The sequence below is a fragment of the Bradyrhizobium sp. S69 genome (assembly GCF_009766005.1).
Classification (GTDB): Bacteria; Pseudomonadota; Alphaproteobacteria; order Rhizobiales; family Xanthobacteraceae; genus Bradyrhizobium.
Genome location: NZ_LMUK01000033.1, coordinates 48,857 through 63,982 on the forward strand (window position 1 = coordinate 48,857; position 15,126 = coordinate 63,982).

A 15,126-nucleotide genomic window follows, 5' to 3' on the forward strand; every position below is an offset into this window, starting at 1 on the left:
CCGGCCCCGATCCCATGCCGAATTGCAGACCATCGACGATCTCGGAATCGAACCGTTGGCGGTCTGCCAGCGCGGACGCATATTTCAGATCCCACCCGGCGCAGAACGAACCGCCTTCCCCCCACAGCACCGCGACCGACGCCGCCGGGTCACGGTCAAATGTCTCGAAAGCCTGCACCAGCGCGTCGGCGCTGGCGGGATCCATGGCGTTTCGCGCCTCGGCGCGGCTGTGGATCACGGTCCAGACGGCACCATTCTTTTCGATCCTGACGGACATTGGCCGCTCCCTTTCGTAACGTTGTTATTATCAAATTACCTTGATACAATCCAGCGATGAAGACAAGCCGCTCTTTCAAACCCGGAACTGACCACTTCGCGCTGGCCCGAGGGGACCGCGAAACGGCGCTGCGCCAGACGCGCAGCCGCCTGATCCTGGAAGGCGCGTGGAAGGTGTTCGCCCGCGACGGGCTCGACCGCGCGACCATGCGCGCGATTGCGCTGGAGGCCGGCTGCACGACGGGGGCGATCTACCCGCTGTTCGCCTCCAAGGAAGCTATCTACGCCGAGCTCCTGGCCGAGTCGCTGCAGCGGCTGTTCGATCACGTCAGAGCCGCCGCTGAGCGACAGCAAGAATCCGCAGCCCGGCTTCGAGCCGGCGCCCTGGCCTTTGTCGAATACTACCGCACCCGCGCCGACGAGGTGACGCTAGGGCTTTATCTCTGGCATGGGGTCCGGCCGCGGGGATTGAGCCGGGATCTGGACTCGGAGCTCAACCGGCGCCTCGGCGATACGCTCGCGCTGCTTCAGACCGCTATCGGCAGCCTGGGTGAGCAAAAGCCTGTCACCGCACGTCATGAGGTCGCGGCGCTGTTTGCGTTCCTGATCGGCGCCCTCGTCGTCAATCAAACCGGCCGTCTCAAGACGTTGGGCAGTACCCTGGACGGCATTGTCGAATTGCACATCGAAGCCCTGATCGCGCGGCTGCAAGCCAGTTCGCCGTCATCCTGAGAGGCCGCGAAGCCATTTCAGCCGTCATCCTGAGGAGCGCGCCCTTGCGCGCGTCTCGAAGGATGGACGCAATGCACGGACTCGCGGCCATCCTTCGAGACGCGGCGAAGACGCCGCTCCTCAGGATGAGGAACGAAATAGCTTCACAGGCGCTCAGGAGGGCGGCTGCAAACTATTTCCCCGCGAAATAAAAATCATCGCGGCCGGGCGGCGAGCCGTAGGTGAAGGGCTGCTGCTCGTGCTTGGTCGCGGTCCAGACGTCGTCGCGGACGATGTCGAACAGTTTTCGCACTTCGATGTGCGGCTCCTTGATGTCGTGCGCCAGCGCGGTCGCGAACGGGCTGTTGGCGGCTTCGCCATCGAGCGCGGTCTCGCCGTGCTTGGCGGCATAGACCACCATGAAGCCTGCTTCCGGCTCGATGTTGGACAAGCCCTTGCTGACCAGCTTCAGTGCGATGGTATGCTGCATGGTCTTCTCGAACGGATTGTCGCGGCAGGCGTCGAGCATCACCAGTCGCAGCTTGCGCGCCCCGGAAACCGCGGCGATCACCTGCTCCAGCGCCACCGCTTGTGTCTCGGCATCGCGATCGGCGGCGAGTTTTGCGTCGGTCGGGATCAGGTAATTGACGCCGCCGACTTCCATGCCGTGACCGGCGTAGTAGACCACCGCCCAATCGGATTTTTCCGCCTCGGCGCCGAATTCCTGCAACGCCGCGAAAAACTTGTCGCGGCTGAGATCAGGCGCGAGCGTCACGGTCGCGAAACCGAGATCGCGAAAGGTCGACGCGATCAGCTTGGCGTCGCGCGGGGGATTGTCGAGCTGCCGCACATTCCTGTAGGCGCCATTGCCGATGATCAACGCGACCTTGCGCAGGCCGCCGGCTGGTGCCGGTGCGGCCGTACTTCCCGGGGCCGGCTTGACCGGCGGCGACGCAGCAGAGGGAGCCGGCAGAGCTGCCATCAGCGCGGCCAGCCTTTCTTTGGCCAGGCGGCGCGCGATGGCGGTATCGGTGTCGTCGACTTTCGTCAAAGCCGCGCTCGCGGAGCGATAGTCGGAGCGTGCGGCGCTGAAGTCCCGACGCTTTTCGTAGACCTGCCCACGGCCCGCGTGGGCGCGGATATTGTTCGGGCCGATTTTGAGCGCCTCGTTGTAATCGTTGATCGCGGCATCAAGATCGCCCTTGGCAAGATACAGATTGCCGCGGCTGGTCAGTGGAAAGATCGGCTTTGGCGTCTTCGCGATCGCGGCACTGCAATCGGCAAGCGCCTCGTCGAATCTTGCCATCTCGGTGTAGGTGATACAGCGGTCATTCAGGATCTGCACGCTGTCGGGATTGATCTTTTGAGCCTCGGCGAAGTCGGCCAGCGCCGCGTCGTACTGTTTGAGCAGCGTGTTCAGGCGGCCGCGATTGGTCAAATCGATGTAGCGGTTCGGGCTTTTGCTGGAAAGTTTGACAGCGGAATTGAGTTCGTCGAGGGCGCGCGACAGATCGCCGTTGCGCATGAAGATGAGACCACGATTGTTGTAGGGGCTGGCAAAGGTCGGCCGGAACTGCAGGGCGAGACCGTAGTCGGCCAGCGCATGTTCGTCGTCGCCCTTGTTACTGTAGGCAATGCCGCGCGAATTGATGTAGCTGGCATTATCCGGGTCCGCCCCGAGCGCCGCACTGAATGCCAGAATCGCACCGTCATAATCGCGTTTTTTGTTCAGCGCCTCGCCGCGGACCCCGAAGGCGGCGGCCTTCGATTTGCCCGTGATCTTGTCGTCGGCGATCACGCTCTCGCAGGCGGCCAGCCGCGCGGCCGGTTCCGCTCCGAGGTCGCGGCAGGTATCTACATCGCCGGCCGCCAGCGCTGGCGCCGCGGCCACCAGCGCAACTGCAAAAAAAAGGAGACGCAACATCCGCGAAAGACTCCGGCGCAATGAAATTTGGTCGTTCAATACCTGTGCCGGTTCATTCTAGGGTGGGTTTCGGCTGTTTGACCAATTTGCCCTTAAGGAATCGCCCGGCAGCCTCCATTCACTTGCCCCTAATGCCTTGCAAAGCGGCGTTTTTTCACGAAGTCGTGCGCGTTCCGCTGTAACAATCGCCGCACTTGCCCGTATCTCAGTGCATCGGGCAGCCCCATTTGCGATTGCGAACCGCACCCCCTGCCCTAAACTGCTTTTTAATCCGCCCATCCGGAGGAAGCCCCTATGTTCCGTAGCTCTCAATTCAGCCGTCTCTCGCTCGGCATCGCCGCCATCGGCGCGCTGGCGATCACAGGCTTCGTCGCCGCACCCTCGCTCGCGGCCGAAGACGCCGTGGTCATCCCCGCGCCCGCGATGGACGCACCGGCGTCCGACGGCGTCCAGACCGTGGTGTTGTCGGGCGGCTGTTTCTGGGGCGTGCAGGGCGTGTTCCAGCACACCGCCGGCGTCGTCAATGCGGTGTCCGGATATGCCGGCGGCAACAAAAGCACCGCGCAATACGACACCGTCTCGACCGGCACCACCGGGCATGCGGAATCCGTGCAGGTCAAATACGACCCGAAGAAGATCAGCTACGGCAAGCTGCTGCAGATCTTCTTCTCGGTGGCGCACGACCCGACGCAGTTGAACCGCCAGGGGCCGGACAGCGGCACGCAATATCGTTCGGCGATCTGGACCAGTACGCCCGAACAGAAGAAAGTCACGGACGCCTATATCGCCCAGCTCAACGCGGCCAAGGTGTACTCCAAGCCGATCGTGACCAAGGTCGGCCCGCTCGAAGGGTTCTATCCGGCCGAGGCCTATCACCAGGACTACCTGACGCTGCACCCGAACCAACCCTATATTGCCTATAACGACCTTCCGAAGGTCGAAAACCTGAAGAAGATATTCGCGGAAAACTACATCGAGAAGCCGACGCTGGTGAGCGGCGCAAAGCTCACCGACTGAGGAAATAGTTCCCGTCATTGCGAGCCAACGGGTCGGGCGAATGCCCGCCCGATGACAAGCTCCGCGAAGCAATCCATGCCGCACGTGCAGAGATGGATTGCTTCGTCGCGGAGTTTATCATCGGGCCGGCCGAAGGCCGGATCCGTTGGCTCCTCGCAATGACGATCAACCAAAGGAGGTTTCATGACCGATACCAAGACCATCGGCGGCAAGGTCGAGAAGAGCGAGGCGGAGTGGCGCAAGGAATTGACGCCGATGCAATATGCCGTGCTCCGCGAGAAGGCGACCGAACGGCCGTTCTCCGGCGAATACGAGCATGAGAAGCGGGCCGGCACCTACACCTGCGCCGGCTGCGGCCAGACGCTGTTCGAATCCGACGCCAAGTTCGATTCCGGCTGCGGCTGGCCTAGCTTTACGGCGCCCGCGATGGACGGCCATGTCGACGAGGAGCGCGACGTCACGCACGGCATGGTCCGGACCGAAGTGTTGTGCTCGAAGTGCAACGGCCATCTCGGCCATGTGTTCGACGACGGCCCCGGCCCGACCGGTCTGCGTTACTGCATCAATTCAGCGTCGCTGAAATTGCAGCCCAAATAGACGTACCCAAGTAGTCGCTACCAAGCGGCTACGCCGGCGGTAAGCCGCCGGAATATGCTTTGCCCAACCGGCGCCGCGCGGCGTAGGCTTGCCGGCCGGCGCTTGTTGGGAGAGCACGATGTCTCTGGGAACGATCCTCATCATCCTCGTCATCATTTATCTGCTGGGCGGCTTTAGTGGCCGGTTCGGCGGATACGGCTATGGCATGGGCCATTCCGGCATGGGCCTCGGCGGTGTCATTCTGGTCGTGCTGATCATCCTGCTGTTACTCGGCAAGCTGTAAATCAGCCAAAAATCACCCTAAGATATTGAAAAATATAGAGTTATCGATATTCTGACCCGATGGAACCGGGATTCATCATCTGGCGGGTCAGGAGTCGCATTTCCTTCAAACGAGCCTATATTAGAGACTTCTTGAAATGACGTGTGTCGGAGCGCCGCTCGGTTAGTGGGCCCCGCACGATCCGTTCGCGATTTCTCTCGCGCTCCCACGAAAAAAGATAAGGGTCACTGACCATGGCTTCCTTCAGCTACAACACTGCCGCCGAATTATTCCCCGCCGCGATCCGCAAGAAAAAGCGTGCCGGCTTCGCGTATCGGCGATTTGGCACCGCGGCCGAAGCCGTCCGCTTCGCGATCGAGGAATTGCCGGCGGATTCGCTGAACGGCGCCTATCTGCAAGTCGATGAAGCCCGCTTCGATCAGAGCGGCATCCGCACGCTGTACGAAAGCGAAGCGTTTCCGCTGGAGCGCCGTCCCCGTGCGGAAGAGCCGGCGCCGGCCGACGATGCCAACGCCGACGCGGCGTAATCCGAACTCGTTGTAACGCGCGCAAGACGACTAACTCGGGGTACCCGGGTTAGGACGGGCGAAGATCAGCGCGGCTGCTTCTCCATCCAATTCCGCAGCAGGCGCATGTTGCGCATATTGGCGCGGAACATCACGTCGAACGCGTCGCCGGCGATCGGCACCATCCCGACGGTTCCTTCCAGCGCGACATTGGCGAGCATCCGCGCGGTGACATGCCAGGGTGCGCCCAGCGCGCGCGCCTCGCGCACCAGCCACAGCGAAAACGCCGACGCGATCAGATCGCCGACCACCGGGATCAACCGCACGATGCCATCAACGCCGTAGCGGATATTGGTGCCGGGCAGCACGAAGGCGACGTCCAGCAGCTTTGCCAGCGTATCGAGCCGCGCCAGCCGCTGCTCGCGGGTAAGATTGCCGAACGGGTTGGCGCTGGAATGGCCGAAATCGAAGCGAAAGCCCTGAAACCTTGAACCCAAGCTTTCCTGCGGTATCTCGCGGCCGTCCTGATCGATGACGGGCCCACGCACCCGCGCGCCGCCCAACGCCGCATCGGCGGTGGAGCTACGGGCAGCCTTCCGGAAATAGATATCGTTGTTCGACATGGCCATCACATGGGTAACGTCTGGGCGAAACGCAAGTTGCCTGACCGGTGCCCAGTTTAAAGTTCGTCATGCCCGGCCTTGTGCCGGGCATCCACGTCTTGACTGCAAGTAAAGAAAGACGTGGATGGCCGGGACGAAGCCCGGCCATGACGATCGGTGCAATGGACTCCGCCGTCATCCTGAGGTGTGCGCACTTGCGCGCCTCGAAGGATGGCCGCGAGCACGCCGCTGAACATCATCCTTCGAGGCTCGCCGAAGACGGCGAGCACCTCAGGATGACGGCGTTGATTGTTTCGCGGCCTCTCAGGATGACGTCCGAAATACCTTTGCTGTGATCACCGCCCCCGCGCCGCGGTGGGCGTCAGCCCGAAGCGGCGGCGAAAGCAGCGGTTGAAATAGGACAGATCGTTGAAGCCGCAAGCAAAGGCGATATCCGAGATTTTGCCTTCCGCGTGCGCCAATAGATCGCCCGCCTTGCGCAACCGCAGTTCGGTCAGCCGCGTCGTGAAACTGGCGCCGGCCTCGAACAGCAATTCATTGACATAGCGCTCGGACAGGCCGGCGGCGGTGGCGAGTTTCTGCGCCGAAAAATCCGGCTCGGTGAAACGCCGTTCCAGGATCATCAGCACCGCCTTGAGCCTGACCGTGCGCATGCCGCGGCGCTGGGCAGCGGCTGCGATATCGCAGCGGGCGCCGAGCCCGAGGGCTGCGAGATCCATCAGATGCGCGGCGATGGCAAAGCCCGCTTGATCGACCGCGCCGGGGTGCTGCAACAACAGATCGCTGTAATCCATCGCCAGCGACAGCGCGCCGCCGGGCTCGAGTTCGCGGCCAACCATGTCGTCGACGCCGGGGACCATCGCCTGCAGCGTCAGGGTCGGCAGGTGCACATTGGTGAAACGCTTGGCGTTGGCGCCATCGGCACTGATGAACGGCTCGTCGAGCTTGAGCAGCGCCATCGAGCCCGGCCGCAAGGTGAACTCGCGGCCGCGATGAACCAGGATGCCATCGCGCTTGCCGCTGTTGCGCGCCAGGCAATAGCGATCGTCATTGGTCGCCTGCACCTGACGGCGTTCGCGCCGCACCGCGGTGAAGCTGCCGTCACAGCGACCCAACATGGTGGTGCCGACGTGGATGGAATTCATCGCGGCCCGGAACGGCACGTCGGGCGCCGGATCCAGTTCACCCGTGTTGGAGAAATGCTCGAACAATTCGGCAAAGCGGAGAAAACGCTGCCGGTCATTTAGACCTTGCGGCAGCATGTCGGTCGACAGGGTTTTCTTGATGACGGACATCGAACACCAGGAAGCGATGGCGCGACCATTAACGTCGCTGAATGAATACGGACTGAAAACCGCGCGAAGCTACCAACACCCGCCGATAAAGCAAATAAAGCAAACAGCGCCGGACAGTCCAAATCCGGCCGCGCCCGACGCCCGGCAGTCCAAGACATCAAGCGCGCGCCGGCTTACCGATACGGCGGGAGCGCCGGCCCGTCGTGCCGGCGGCTAAAAACTTGACCCATCGCAGCGGGAGACGAGCATGCACAGACTGATCGCGATAGCCTTCTTGACCGGCACCTTGATGGGCGCGGGCGCAGCTTCCGCCATGCCGCTGTCCCCGCTCGCACCGCAGACCGACATGATCAAGGTCGCGGGCGGATGCGGACCGGGCTTCCATCGCGGTCCCTATGGCGGATGCCGCCAGAACTACGCCAATCCGGGCGAGCATGCCTGCCCGCGCGGCTATCACGTCGGGCCCAATGGCGGCTGCCGCGGCGACGGACGCTAATCACGTAGCCATTGCCACTTGAACCCGGCGGCGGACCGTAAGGTCCGCCGTCTATTATTTCGAGGATTCGGTGGCAACCCCCGGCGATGCCGTCGCCGGGAAGTCGATCGCTTCATGCGCCAGCCATGAGCAGACCGTCGCGGGGACGAAGCCGACCAGGCCATACAGGAAAAACTGCAGCGCGCCGCTGTCGCCTCCCCTGGAGCCATAGACAAAGGCGGCCGCCAGAAACGAGAACGCGCCGACCAACAGCATGCGCAGCACCGGAACGATCGGTTTGACGTGGAACACGATATCGTCGACCGCCGCCATCATCAGGATCGGCAGGATGCCGAACAGATAGCTGTATTGCAGCGTCTTGAGGAAAACCACGAACAGCTTGGTCACTTGCGAAAAGTTCGGCTCATCCCAATAGCCCGACATCACCGTGGTCGCGATCAGAAGAAAGAACCCGCCGATGAACGGCCCGAGTGCCGCAAAAATCAGATACCGCTTCATGCTCCACCCTCGCGATTTTCGCTAGGTATAGCAGGTTTGCCGATGGCTGCGAACCGGGTCCCTAGAGGACGATGATTATTGATTGAATCGCGCGATTTCCCTTCACCTCTCCCGTTGGGAGAGGTCGGCGCGCAGCGCCGGGTGAGGGGTTAGGACCTCTCGTTTGGTATAAGAGCCCTCACCCGATTTGCACCGGACGATGCTTCGCATCGCCGGGAGCAAATCGACCTCTCCCCGCCGGGGAGAGGTGAAGGGAAACACGCCGCCGGCACCGCTACTCGCCCCACGCCGCGAAGGCGTCATTAAACGCGCGTTCGCCGGGCGGCCCTTTTTCGATCGCGATGATGGCGCGGCGCTGGTTGACATAAACCAGCGGCACGTCGAACCACGAGCGCTCCTTCAGGAGCTGGATATTGCGCGTGCGGTCGGTGTCGACATTCGACAGCCCGACCAGGAAGAAGCCGTCGGTGACCTTGACCGCGAGGCCGGCGAGCGGCGTGCCGCGGGCCTGCTCGTTCGATTTCATCAGGATGCCCGGCACGTTGCTGACGCCGCCGCCGGCGAAATCCGGCGGCAGGATGAAGGTCAGTTCGGCGGTATGGCTGGCCGGCAGCGAGGTGTCGGTGTTGCGGCGGAACGACATCGTCATCTTGAACTTGCGATCCGGGATCTCGATGTCGGCGCGCACCGAGATATCGGCGGGCTGGCCGGTGCCGCCCTTGATCGGTTCGGTGCGCCAGACCACCGTGCCGACATATTGCTTGCCCTTGGGATCGGCGGGGTCCTCGTCATACAGCACCACCCGCTGCGCCACCGGCGCAACCTGGTCGGTCGACGACGGCTGGCCGACTCGATCGGGAATCTTCGGCTTCGACGGCGGCGCGGTATTGTCCTTGGGCGCTTCGACCACCGCGGTGGACGGCTTGAACAGGCCGCTCACGGCCGCGACCAGCGGCTTGCCCCACAGGATCCCGGCGCCGACCAGGATCAGCACGATGCCGACGACAATCGCGCTCTTGAACGGAAAGCCTCCGCCGGTGCGCACGCGTTTCTTCGCATCACGGTCCTGCGGCAGGCGCGGCCGCGAACTGGCCGCCGGCGGCGTATAGCGCTCGGCCTCCTCGACCGACTCGTCATACGAATAAGGCGCCTCCGAATCGGCGCCTCGGTTCTCCATGTTCGGCTCGGAGCGGTCGAATTCCGGCGATGGCGAGGGCACGTTGGCGTAGGTCTTGCGCGCGGCGCGGGTGGCCTGCGCGGCGGCGCGTCCGAGATCGTCGGCGTCGGCCGCGATATCGCGGAAGCCGCGTATCGCCGGCGGCTGCGCCTGCGGCGCGCTGTTGTCAGCGCCGCGGCGGGCCACGCCCATGCGCTCGCGGGTTGGCGGCAGTTGCGCGTCCGGCGGCGGCGCCGGTGGCTGCGACCGCGGAATCGGCGGCGGGTCGATGCGAAGGGTGCGCGGCGGCGGCGCTGCCGGCGGGCGCGGCGGTGAGGCCGCGGGCGGACGCGGCGATGACGGCGAAGGCTGGCCCCCGGCCGGCGGCGCGGCATCGCCCGGCCGCGGATTGGGCCGGGTGGTGGCGCGGAACGCATCACCGGCGCGGGCGCCGCGCGCATCCGGGGAACGCGAGGCATCGCGGGCGCGCTGGGCGGCCTCGGACTCGACCTTGCGTACGGCCTCTTCCAGCGACAGCCGCTCGCGGGTGATCTCGGATTCGCTCAACGGCGGTTCGACGCTGCGCAACTGCGCGATCAGCGCGGCGCGTGCCCGTTCATACAGCGCACGGCGGCTCTCGCCGGGAGCACTGGGATCCAGTCCGGCAATGGCGCGGGCGATCAGCGGGTAGTAGTCAGCCATTTCTGCTCAACATTGCAGGCTTTCCGGTAATATCTCGTTAAGCCTCAAACGGGTTTTGAACCAGAATAGTATCTTCGCGTTCCGGGCTGGTGGAAAGCAACGCAATGGGGCATCCCACCAGTTCTTCGACCCGGCGGACATATTTGATGGCCTGCGCCGGCAGATCCGCCCAGGAACGGGCGTTGGCGGTCGGCTCCTTCCAGCCCTCGATGGTCTCATAGACCGGCACCACCCGGGACTGCGCGCCCTCGCCGGCCGGCAGATGGTCGATCTCCTTGCCGTCCAGCATGTAGCCGACACAGACGTCGATCGAATCGAAACCATCGAGAATATCGAGCTTGGTCAGCGCCAGGCCGTGGATGCCGCAGGTCCGCACCGTCTGGCGCACCAGCACCGCGTCAAACCAGCCGCAGCGCCGCTTGCGTCCGGTATTGACGCCGAACTCCTTGCCGCGACGGCCGATCTCCTCGCCGATTTCGTTGGTCAATTCGGTCGGGAACGGCCCCTGGCCGACCCTCGTCGTATAGGCCTTGCAGATGCCCAGGACATAGCCGACCGCGCTCGGTCCCATGCCGGTGCCGGTCGCCGCCTGCGCCGCCACCGTGTTGGACGAGGTGACATAGGGATAGGTGCCGTGGTCGACGTCGAGCAGCGCGCCTTGCGCGCCCTCGAACAGGATGCGCTTGCCCTCGCGGCGCTTGAGGTCGAGCAGCCGCCACACCGTTTCGGCGTAAGGCAACAACTGCGGCGCCAGCGCGGTCAGCTCGCGCAGGATTTCGGCGCCGTCGATTTCGGCGAGGCTGAGGCCGCGGCGCAGCGCATTGTGGTGCGCCAGCAGGCGGTCGATCTTGTGCGGCAGCGTATCGAGATCGGCTAAGTCCATCAGCCGGATCGCGCGGCGACCGACCTTGTCCTCATAGGCCGGCCCGATGCCGCGCCGCGTGGTGCCGATCGCGGTCACGATACTGGATGACTCGCGGAGCGCGTCGAGCTCGCGATGCAGCGGCAGGATCAGCGTGACGTTTTCGGCGACGCGCAGGTTTTCCGGACTGATGGCGACGCCCTGGCCCTTCAGTTTTGCAACTTCATCGAGGAAAGCCTGGGGATCGAACACCACGCCATTGCCGATCACGGCGAGCTTGGAGGGCCGCAGCACGCCGGACGGCAGCAGCGCCAGCTTGTAGGTTTCGCCGTTGATGACCAGGGTATGACCGGCATTATGGCCGCCCTGGAAGCGCACAACGATGTCAGCCTGCTCTGACAACCAGTCGACGATCTTGCCCTTCCCTTCGTCGCCCCATTGGGCGCCGACGACGACAACATTGGCCATTTCGCGGATATTCCCTGCAACTATGTCGGTTTCAGCACGATCTAACGGAAAAGACGTGTCCGTCCTTCCGGATCATGCTTTAGCGCGCCCAGCCAAAATCACGGCCGGGGGCCGTTCGCATGCAGGGCAGCCCCATCGGATAAAGGAAGCGGGCTATCGACGCAAGCAAGAAGGGGCGCTTGAGGCTGCTTTGGAAGCGATCCAACCCATTGATATCCCCACAAAATTTGTGGCAACGGCAAGGCAGCGCGCAAGCCGCGCAAAGGCCCGGCGCGTGAACACGGAGCGATCGGCGAAATGTCCAAAACCACCCGCGCGACAGCCGCACTTGCGAGCCTCGGCATCAAGTTCGTGCTGCACACCTATAGCTATGATTCCACGGCCGAGCGGATCGGTCTGCAGGCCGCCGAGGCGCTCGGCATCGAGCCGCGCCGTATGCTGAAAACGCTGATGGCCGAGGTCGACGGCAAACCGGTCTGCGTCGTGGTACCGTCGGATTGCGAAGTCAGCATGAAGAAGCTCGCCGCGGCGTTCGGCGGCAAAGCCGCCCAGATGATGCGCCCGGCCGACGCCGAACGGCTCACCGGCTATCATGTCGGCGGCATCAGTCCGTTCGGCCAGAAAAAGCGCGTGCCGGTAGCGATCGAAGAGGCGGCGCTGCGCCAGTCCAGCGTGTTCCTCAATGGCGGGCAACGCGGATTGCAAGTCGAACTCGACCCCAACGATGCCGTGAATGCGGCAGGCGCCATCGTGCGGGCGTTGACGGTGTGAAGCAGCCCGAAAGCTTCGAATCGCCTCGTCCCGCTCCTTGCATGGTCGCGATGCGTCTGCCCCATTGATGAGCGCCCGGAATCCGTGTCTGTGACGCGGGCCGGGTCACCATTCCGGCCCGGTGCGAAGGCGTCGGGCAGGCCGCGGCGTCATGAACCGGGCCTTTCGTGAATGTCAGCTACTGAACCGACCTCGCGCGCAGCTTCCGGACACTGGTTGACGCACCAGCCTTATTTGCTGCTGTGCATTGCCGCGCTGTGCTGGGCCGGCAACGCCATCGTCGGCCGCCTGGCGGTCGGACATATTCCGCCGGTGACGCTGTCGTTCCTGCGCTGGGGGCTGGCGTTTCTCATCGTGCTTCCGTTCGCATGGAAACATCTGGTGCACGACTGGCGCGCGCTCCGCGGCGGCCTTGGCATCATGATCGTGATTTCCGTCACCGGGATCGGCGCCTTCAATACCCTGCAATACTGGGCGCTCGAATATACCCAGGCGCTGAACACGGTGCTGCTGCAGTCGGCCGGACCGTTGGTCGTCGCGATTTGGTCGCTGATCCTGCTCGGCGTGCGCATCACGCCGGCGCAGGCCTTCGGCGTGGTGCTGTCGCTGATCGGCGTGCTGGTGATCCTGCTGCACGGCGACCTGACGACGCTGACCAACATCGAATTCAACAAGGGCGACATCATCTTCATGGTGGCGCTGGTGATCTTCGGGTTCTATTCGGTGATGACCTTGAAGCGACCGGCGATACACGGCCTGTCATTCGCGGCCTTCACGTTCGGCTGCGGCGCGGCCTGCCTGATCCCGCTGGTGATCTGGGAAATGGTCACGCAGCCGCTGATGGCGCTGAATGTGCCCAACCTGCTGTCGGTGTTGTATGTCGCGGTGTTTCCCTCGACGGTCGCCTATCTGTGCTGGAATCGCGGCATCCATCTGATCGGCGCCAACCGCGCCGCGCCGTTCTTTCACATGGTGCCGCTGTTCGGATCGGCGATGGCGATGGTGTTTCTCGGCGAACGTCCGCGGTTGTTCCATATCGTCGGCTTCGCGCTGGTCCTGACCGGCGTCTTCGTCGCCTCGCGCAAGGCGTCTTCCGCAGCAGCCTGACGCACGGCCGATTGCGGCATTGTAGCCTTGCGACAGCGGCACTTGTCGCGCCACATCAATCCGTCGCATCGTCGCCGTCGAGCCGATGACCATTCCAATAATACCTTCCAGATTAGCACCGCCTTCGCCGCCACCGGGCCCCGATCCGCTGCGGTGGCTGAGCAACCAGCCTTATCTGCTGTTGAGCCTGACCTCGCTGTTCTGGGCCGGTAATATCGTGCTCGGGCGTTACGCCGCCGGCCACGTGCCGCCGATGACGCTGTCCTGTATCCGGTGGACGGGCGCGTTTGTCATGCTGCTGCCGTTCGCATGGCGGCATTTGCGGACCGACTGGCCGGCCTTGCGGGCGCGGCTGCCGCTGATGCTGGTGTTGTCGGCGACGGGTTTCGCCATCAACAACGCTCTGTCCTATTGGGCGCTGCAATACACCCAGGCGCTGAACGCGCTGTTGATCCAGTCGTCGGGCCCGCTGTTCGTGGCGCTGTGGTCGCTGTTGCTGTTCGGCGTGCGGCTGACCTGGGCGCAATTCGCCGGCATCGCGATTTCGCTTGCCGGCGTCCTCACCATCATCCTGCGCGGCGACCCTGGCGCGCTCGCCAGCATCGAATTCAACAAGGGCGACGTGATGGTCGCCGGCGCGGTGCTGGCGTTCGGGCTGTATTCGGCGCTGATGCCGCGCCGGCCGGTGACCCATCAACTGTCGCTGATTGCGTTCACCACCGCCGGCGGCGCGCTGTTGCTGTTGCCGTTCTCGGTCTGGGAGATTTCGAGCGGCGTGACGCTGAAATTCGACACGCTGACGGTGGTGACGGTGGTCTACGTCGTGATCTTTCCATCGACGCTGTCATATCTGTTTTTCAACCGCGGCATCGCGCTGATCGGGCCGAACCGCGCCGCGCCGTTCTTTCATCTGATGCCGGTATTCGGATCGGCGATGGCGATCCTGCTGCTCGGCGAACAGCCGCGGCTGTTTCACCTCGTCGGCTACCTGCTGGTGCTCGCCGGCGTGATCATCGCGTCGCGGCGGGGATCGGCGAAGCGCTAGCAACACACTCCGACGTCATCCTGAGGCGCGCAAGAGCGCGCACCTCAGGATGACGGCTTCGATTTACGGCGAGGATCGACTTACGCCGCGCGGACCTTGCTCAGGAATTCGTCGACCGCATGCCGCAGCATGCCAGACTGATTGTCGAGTTCGCGGGCGTTCGAGAGCACGTCGGAGGCCGCCGTGCCGGTGGCCGCAGCCGCCGTGGTGACACCACCGATATGCGTGCTGATCTCGCTGGAGCCGGCCGCGACCGACTGGATGTTGCGGGCGATCTCTCGGGTGGCGTCGCCCTGCTGCTCGATCGCGGTGGAAATCGAGACCGTGATCTCGCTCATCTGCGCGATGGTTTGGGTGATGCCGCCGATCGAGGCGACCGCATCGCTGGTGGAAGCCTGCATCGCCGCGACCTGGGCGGAGATTTCCTCGGTGGCCTTGGCGGTCTGGTTGGCCAGCGCCTTGACCTCGGAAGCCACGACCGCAAATCCACGACCGGATTCACCAGCGCGCGCCGCCTCGATGGTCGCATTGAGCGCCAACAGATTGGTTTGCGCGGCGATGCTGTGAATGAGTTTCACGACTTCGCCGATCTTCTCGGCGCCGGTCGATAGCGCCCGCACGGTGACGTTAGTGCTCTCGGCATCTCCGACCGCCTTGCTGGCGATCTCGCTCGAACGCGCCACTTGACGCGAGATCTCGGCGACCGAGCTTGAAAGCTCCTCGGCCGCTGCGGCAACCGTTCCGACATTATTGGAAGCGCTTTGCGAGGCCGCGCTGACGGTCGCGGCC

Annotated in this window: 18 protein-coding genes; 10 read left to right on the forward strand and 8 right to left on the reverse strand. The window is 63.9% G+C overall.

All coding sequences use genetic code 11. The features are described from left to right. Positions 1-277: enoyl-CoA hydratase-related protein (locus GSQ88_RS13850; protein WP_246735294.1), on the reverse strand; the 277-nt coding region annotated here is incomplete at its 3' end. Between the two features lie 56 nt (positions 278-333). On the opposite strand from GSQ88_RS13850, the gene GSQ88_RS13855 reads away from it, so the two are divergent. Next, complete coding sequence (locus GSQ88_RS13855) at positions 334-1,008, forward strand: TetR/AcrR family transcriptional regulator (protein WP_159008315.1); 675 nt, start codon at positions 334-336, stop codon at positions 1,006-1,008. A 172-nt stretch (positions 1,009-1,180) separates the two neighbouring features. On the opposite strand, the gene GSQ88_RS13860 is transcribed toward GSQ88_RS13855, so the two are convergent. After that, positions 1,181-2,911 carry a caspase family protein gene (locus tag GSQ88_RS13860; protein WP_159008316.1) on the reverse strand — a complete coding sequence of 577 codons (1,731 nt, stop codon included), beginning with the start codon at positions 2,909-2,911 and terminating at the stop codon, positions 1,181-1,183. A 294-nt stretch (positions 2,912-3,205) separates the two neighbouring features. On the opposite strand from GSQ88_RS13860, the gene msrA reads away from it, so the two are divergent. The 4 genes from msrA (at position 3,206) to GSQ88_RS13880 (ending at position 5,335) form a co-directional block, all read left to right on the forward strand. After that, on the forward strand, positions 3,206-3,928 hold the full coding sequence (msrA, locus tag GSQ88_RS13865; RefSeq protein ID WP_159008317.1) for a peptide-methionine (S)-S-oxide reductase MsrA: 723 nt from the start codon (positions 3,206-3,208) through the stop codon (positions 3,926-3,928). A 183-nt stretch (positions 3,929-4,111) separates the two neighbouring features. Then, the gene (msrB, locus tag GSQ88_RS13870) at positions 4,112-4,525 is read left to right on the forward strand and encodes a peptide-methionine (R)-S-oxide reductase MsrB (RefSeq protein ID WP_159008318.1); all 414 of its coding nucleotides are present in this window, start codon (positions 4,112-4,114) and stop codon (positions 4,523-4,525) included. A 118-nt stretch (positions 4,526-4,643) separates the two neighbouring features. After that, positions 4,644-4,808, forward strand: a complete 165-nt coding sequence (locus tag GSQ88_RS13875; RefSeq protein ID WP_159008319.1) for a DUF3309 family protein — start codon at positions 4,644-4,646, stop codon at positions 4,806-4,808. Between the two features lie 233 nt (positions 4,809-5,041). Beyond that, the gene (locus GSQ88_RS13880) at positions 5,042-5,335 is read left to right on the forward strand and encodes a hypothetical protein (RefSeq protein WP_159008320.1); all 294 of its coding nucleotides are present in this window, start codon (positions 5,042-5,044) and stop codon (positions 5,333-5,335) included. A 65-nt stretch (positions 5,336-5,400) separates the two neighbouring features. Here GSQ88_RS13880 and GSQ88_RS13885 read toward each other — a convergent pair whose 3' ends face one another. Continuing rightward, entirely contained in the window at positions 5,401-5,943 is a 543-nt protein-coding gene (locus GSQ88_RS13885; protein ID WP_159008321.1) for a DUF4112 domain-containing protein, read from the reverse strand. A gap of 140 nt (positions 5,944-6,083) precedes the next feature. Between GSQ88_RS13885 and GSQ88_RS13890 the strand changes: the two genes are divergently transcribed. Then, positions 6,084-6,272, forward strand: coding sequence for a hypothetical protein (locus GSQ88_RS13890; RefSeq protein WP_159008322.1), 189 nt, complete (start codon positions 6,084-6,086; stop codon positions 6,270-6,272). Here the strand turns inward: GSQ88_RS13890 and GSQ88_RS13895 are convergent, their stop codons facing one another. Next, positions 6,273-7,232: an AraC family transcriptional regulator gene (locus GSQ88_RS13895; protein WP_159008323.1), complete on the reverse strand. Its 960-nt coding sequence runs from the start codon at positions 7,230-7,232 to the stop codon at positions 6,273-6,275. It abuts the gene before it with no gap. Between the two features lie 247 nt (positions 7,233-7,479). Here GSQ88_RS13895 and GSQ88_RS13900 point away from each other — a divergent pair, with 247 nt between their 5' ends. After that, positions 7,480-7,728: a GCG_CRPN prefix-to-repeats domain-containing protein gene (locus GSQ88_RS13900; RefSeq protein ID WP_159008324.1), complete on the forward strand. Its 249-nt coding sequence runs from the start codon at positions 7,480-7,482 to the stop codon at positions 7,726-7,728. A 54-nt stretch (positions 7,729-7,782) separates the two neighbouring features. On the opposite strand, the gene GSQ88_RS13905 is transcribed toward GSQ88_RS13900, so the two are convergent. From GSQ88_RS13905 to GSQ88_RS13915, 3 genes are all read right to left on the reverse strand, one after another. Further along, positions 7,783-8,226 (reverse strand): DUF5413 family protein, encoded by a 444-nt coding sequence (locus tag GSQ88_RS13905; protein ID WP_159008325.1) that lies wholly within the window; start codon positions 8,224-8,226, stop codon positions 7,783-7,785. A gap of 274 nt (positions 8,227-8,500) precedes the next feature. After that, entirely contained in the window at positions 8,501-10,084 is a 1,584-nt protein-coding gene (locus GSQ88_RS13910; protein ID WP_159008326.1) for a hypothetical protein, read from the reverse strand. Positions 10,085-10,121: 37 nt separating this feature from the next. Next, positions 10,122-11,414 carry an adenylosuccinate synthase gene (locus GSQ88_RS13915; RefSeq protein ID WP_159008327.1) on the reverse strand — a complete coding sequence of 431 codons (1,293 nt, stop codon included), beginning with the start codon at positions 11,412-11,414 and terminating at the stop codon, positions 10,122-10,124. A gap of 297 nt (positions 11,415-11,711) precedes the next feature. Between GSQ88_RS13915 and ybaK the strand changes: the two genes are divergently transcribed. The 3 genes from ybaK to GSQ88_RS13930 all read left to right on the forward strand — a co-directional run bounded on the left by ybaK (position 11,712) and on the right by GSQ88_RS13930 (position 14,337). After that, positions 11,712-12,185: a Cys-tRNA(Pro) deacylase gene (ybaK, locus tag GSQ88_RS13920; RefSeq protein WP_159008328.1), complete on the forward strand. Its 474-nt coding sequence runs from the start codon at positions 11,712-11,714 to the stop codon at positions 12,183-12,185. A gap of 171 nt (positions 12,186-12,356) precedes the next feature. Next, positions 12,357-13,292 (forward strand): DMT family transporter, encoded by a 936-nt coding sequence (locus GSQ88_RS13925; RefSeq protein WP_159008329.1) that lies wholly within the window; start codon positions 12,357-12,359, stop codon positions 13,290-13,292. Between the two features lie 85 nt (positions 13,293-13,377). After that, on the forward strand, positions 13,378-14,337 hold the full coding sequence (locus GSQ88_RS13930; RefSeq protein WP_159008330.1) for a DMT family transporter: 960 nt from the start codon (positions 13,378-13,380) through the stop codon (positions 14,335-14,337). 80 nt (positions 14,338-14,417) lie between these two features. Here the strand turns inward: GSQ88_RS13930 and GSQ88_RS35640 are convergent. Continuing rightward, a partial coding sequence (locus GSQ88_RS35640; protein ID WP_246735297.1) for a methyl-accepting chemotaxis protein occupies positions 14,418-15,126 on the reverse strand: 709 nt, incomplete at its 5' end.

What these genes read in the sequence shown, in the direction of transcription:
- msrA (WP_159008317.1), top strand. Translation starts at nt 3,206, where the DNA reads ATGTTCCGTAGCTCTCAATTCAGCCGTCTCTCGCTCGGCATCGCCGCC.
- GSQ88_RS13915 (WP_159008327.1), bottom strand. Translation starts at nt 11,414, where the DNA reads ATGGCCAATGTTGTCGTCGTCGGCGCCCAATGGGGCGACGAAGGGAAG.
- GSQ88_RS13925 (WP_159008329.1), top strand. Translation starts at nt 12,357, where the DNA reads ATGTCAGCTACTGAACCGACCTCGCGCGCAGCTTCCGGACACTGGTTG.
- GSQ88_RS13895 (WP_159008323.1), bottom strand. Translation starts at nt 7,232, where the DNA reads ATGTCCGTCATCAAGAAAACCCTGTCGACCGACATGCTGCCGCAAGGT.
- ybaK (WP_159008328.1), top strand. Translation starts at nt 11,712, where the DNA reads ATGTCCAAAACCACCCGCGCGACAGCCGCACTTGCGAGCCTCGGCATC.
- GSQ88_RS13905 (WP_159008325.1), bottom strand. Translation starts at nt 8,226, where the DNA reads ATGAAGCGGTATCTGATTTTTGCGGCACTCGGGCCGTTCATCGGCGGG.
- GSQ88_RS13875 (WP_159008319.1), top strand. Translation starts at nt 4,644, where the DNA reads ATGTCTCTGGGAACGATCCTCATCATCCTCGTCATCATTTATCTGCTG.
- msrB (WP_159008318.1), top strand. Translation starts at nt 4,112, where the DNA reads ATGACCGATACCAAGACCATCGGCGGCAAGGTCGAGAAGAGCGAGGCG.
- GSQ88_RS13855 (WP_159008315.1), top strand. Translation starts at nt 334, where the DNA reads ATGAAGACAAGCCGCTCTTTCAAACCCGGAACTGACCACTTCGCGCTG.
- GSQ88_RS13900 (WP_159008324.1), top strand. Translation starts at nt 7,480, where the DNA reads ATGCACAGACTGATCGCGATAGCCTTCTTGACCGGCACCTTGATGGGC.
- GSQ88_RS13860 (WP_159008316.1), bottom strand. Translation starts at nt 2,911, where the DNA reads ATGTTGCGTCTCCTTTTTTTTGCAGTTGCGCTGGTGGCCGCGGCGCCA.
- GSQ88_RS13890 (WP_159008322.1), top strand. Translation starts at nt 6,084, where the DNA reads ATGACGATCGGTGCAATGGACTCCGCCGTCATCCTGAGGTGTGCGCAC.
- GSQ88_RS13885 (WP_159008321.1), bottom strand. Translation starts at nt 5,943, where the DNA reads ATGGCCATGTCGAACAACGATATCTATTTCCGGAAGGCTGCCCGTAGC.
- GSQ88_RS13930 (WP_159008330.1), top strand. Translation starts at nt 13,378, where the DNA reads ATGACCATTCCAATAATACCTTCCAGATTAGCACCGCCTTCGCCGCCA.
- GSQ88_RS13910 (WP_159008326.1), bottom strand. Translation starts at nt 10,084, where the DNA reads ATGGCTGACTACTACCCGCTGATCGCCCGCGCCATTGCCGGACTGGAT.
- GSQ88_RS13880 (WP_159008320.1), top strand. Translation starts at nt 5,042, where the DNA reads ATGGCTTCCTTCAGCTACAACACTGCCGCCGAATTATTCCCCGCCGCG.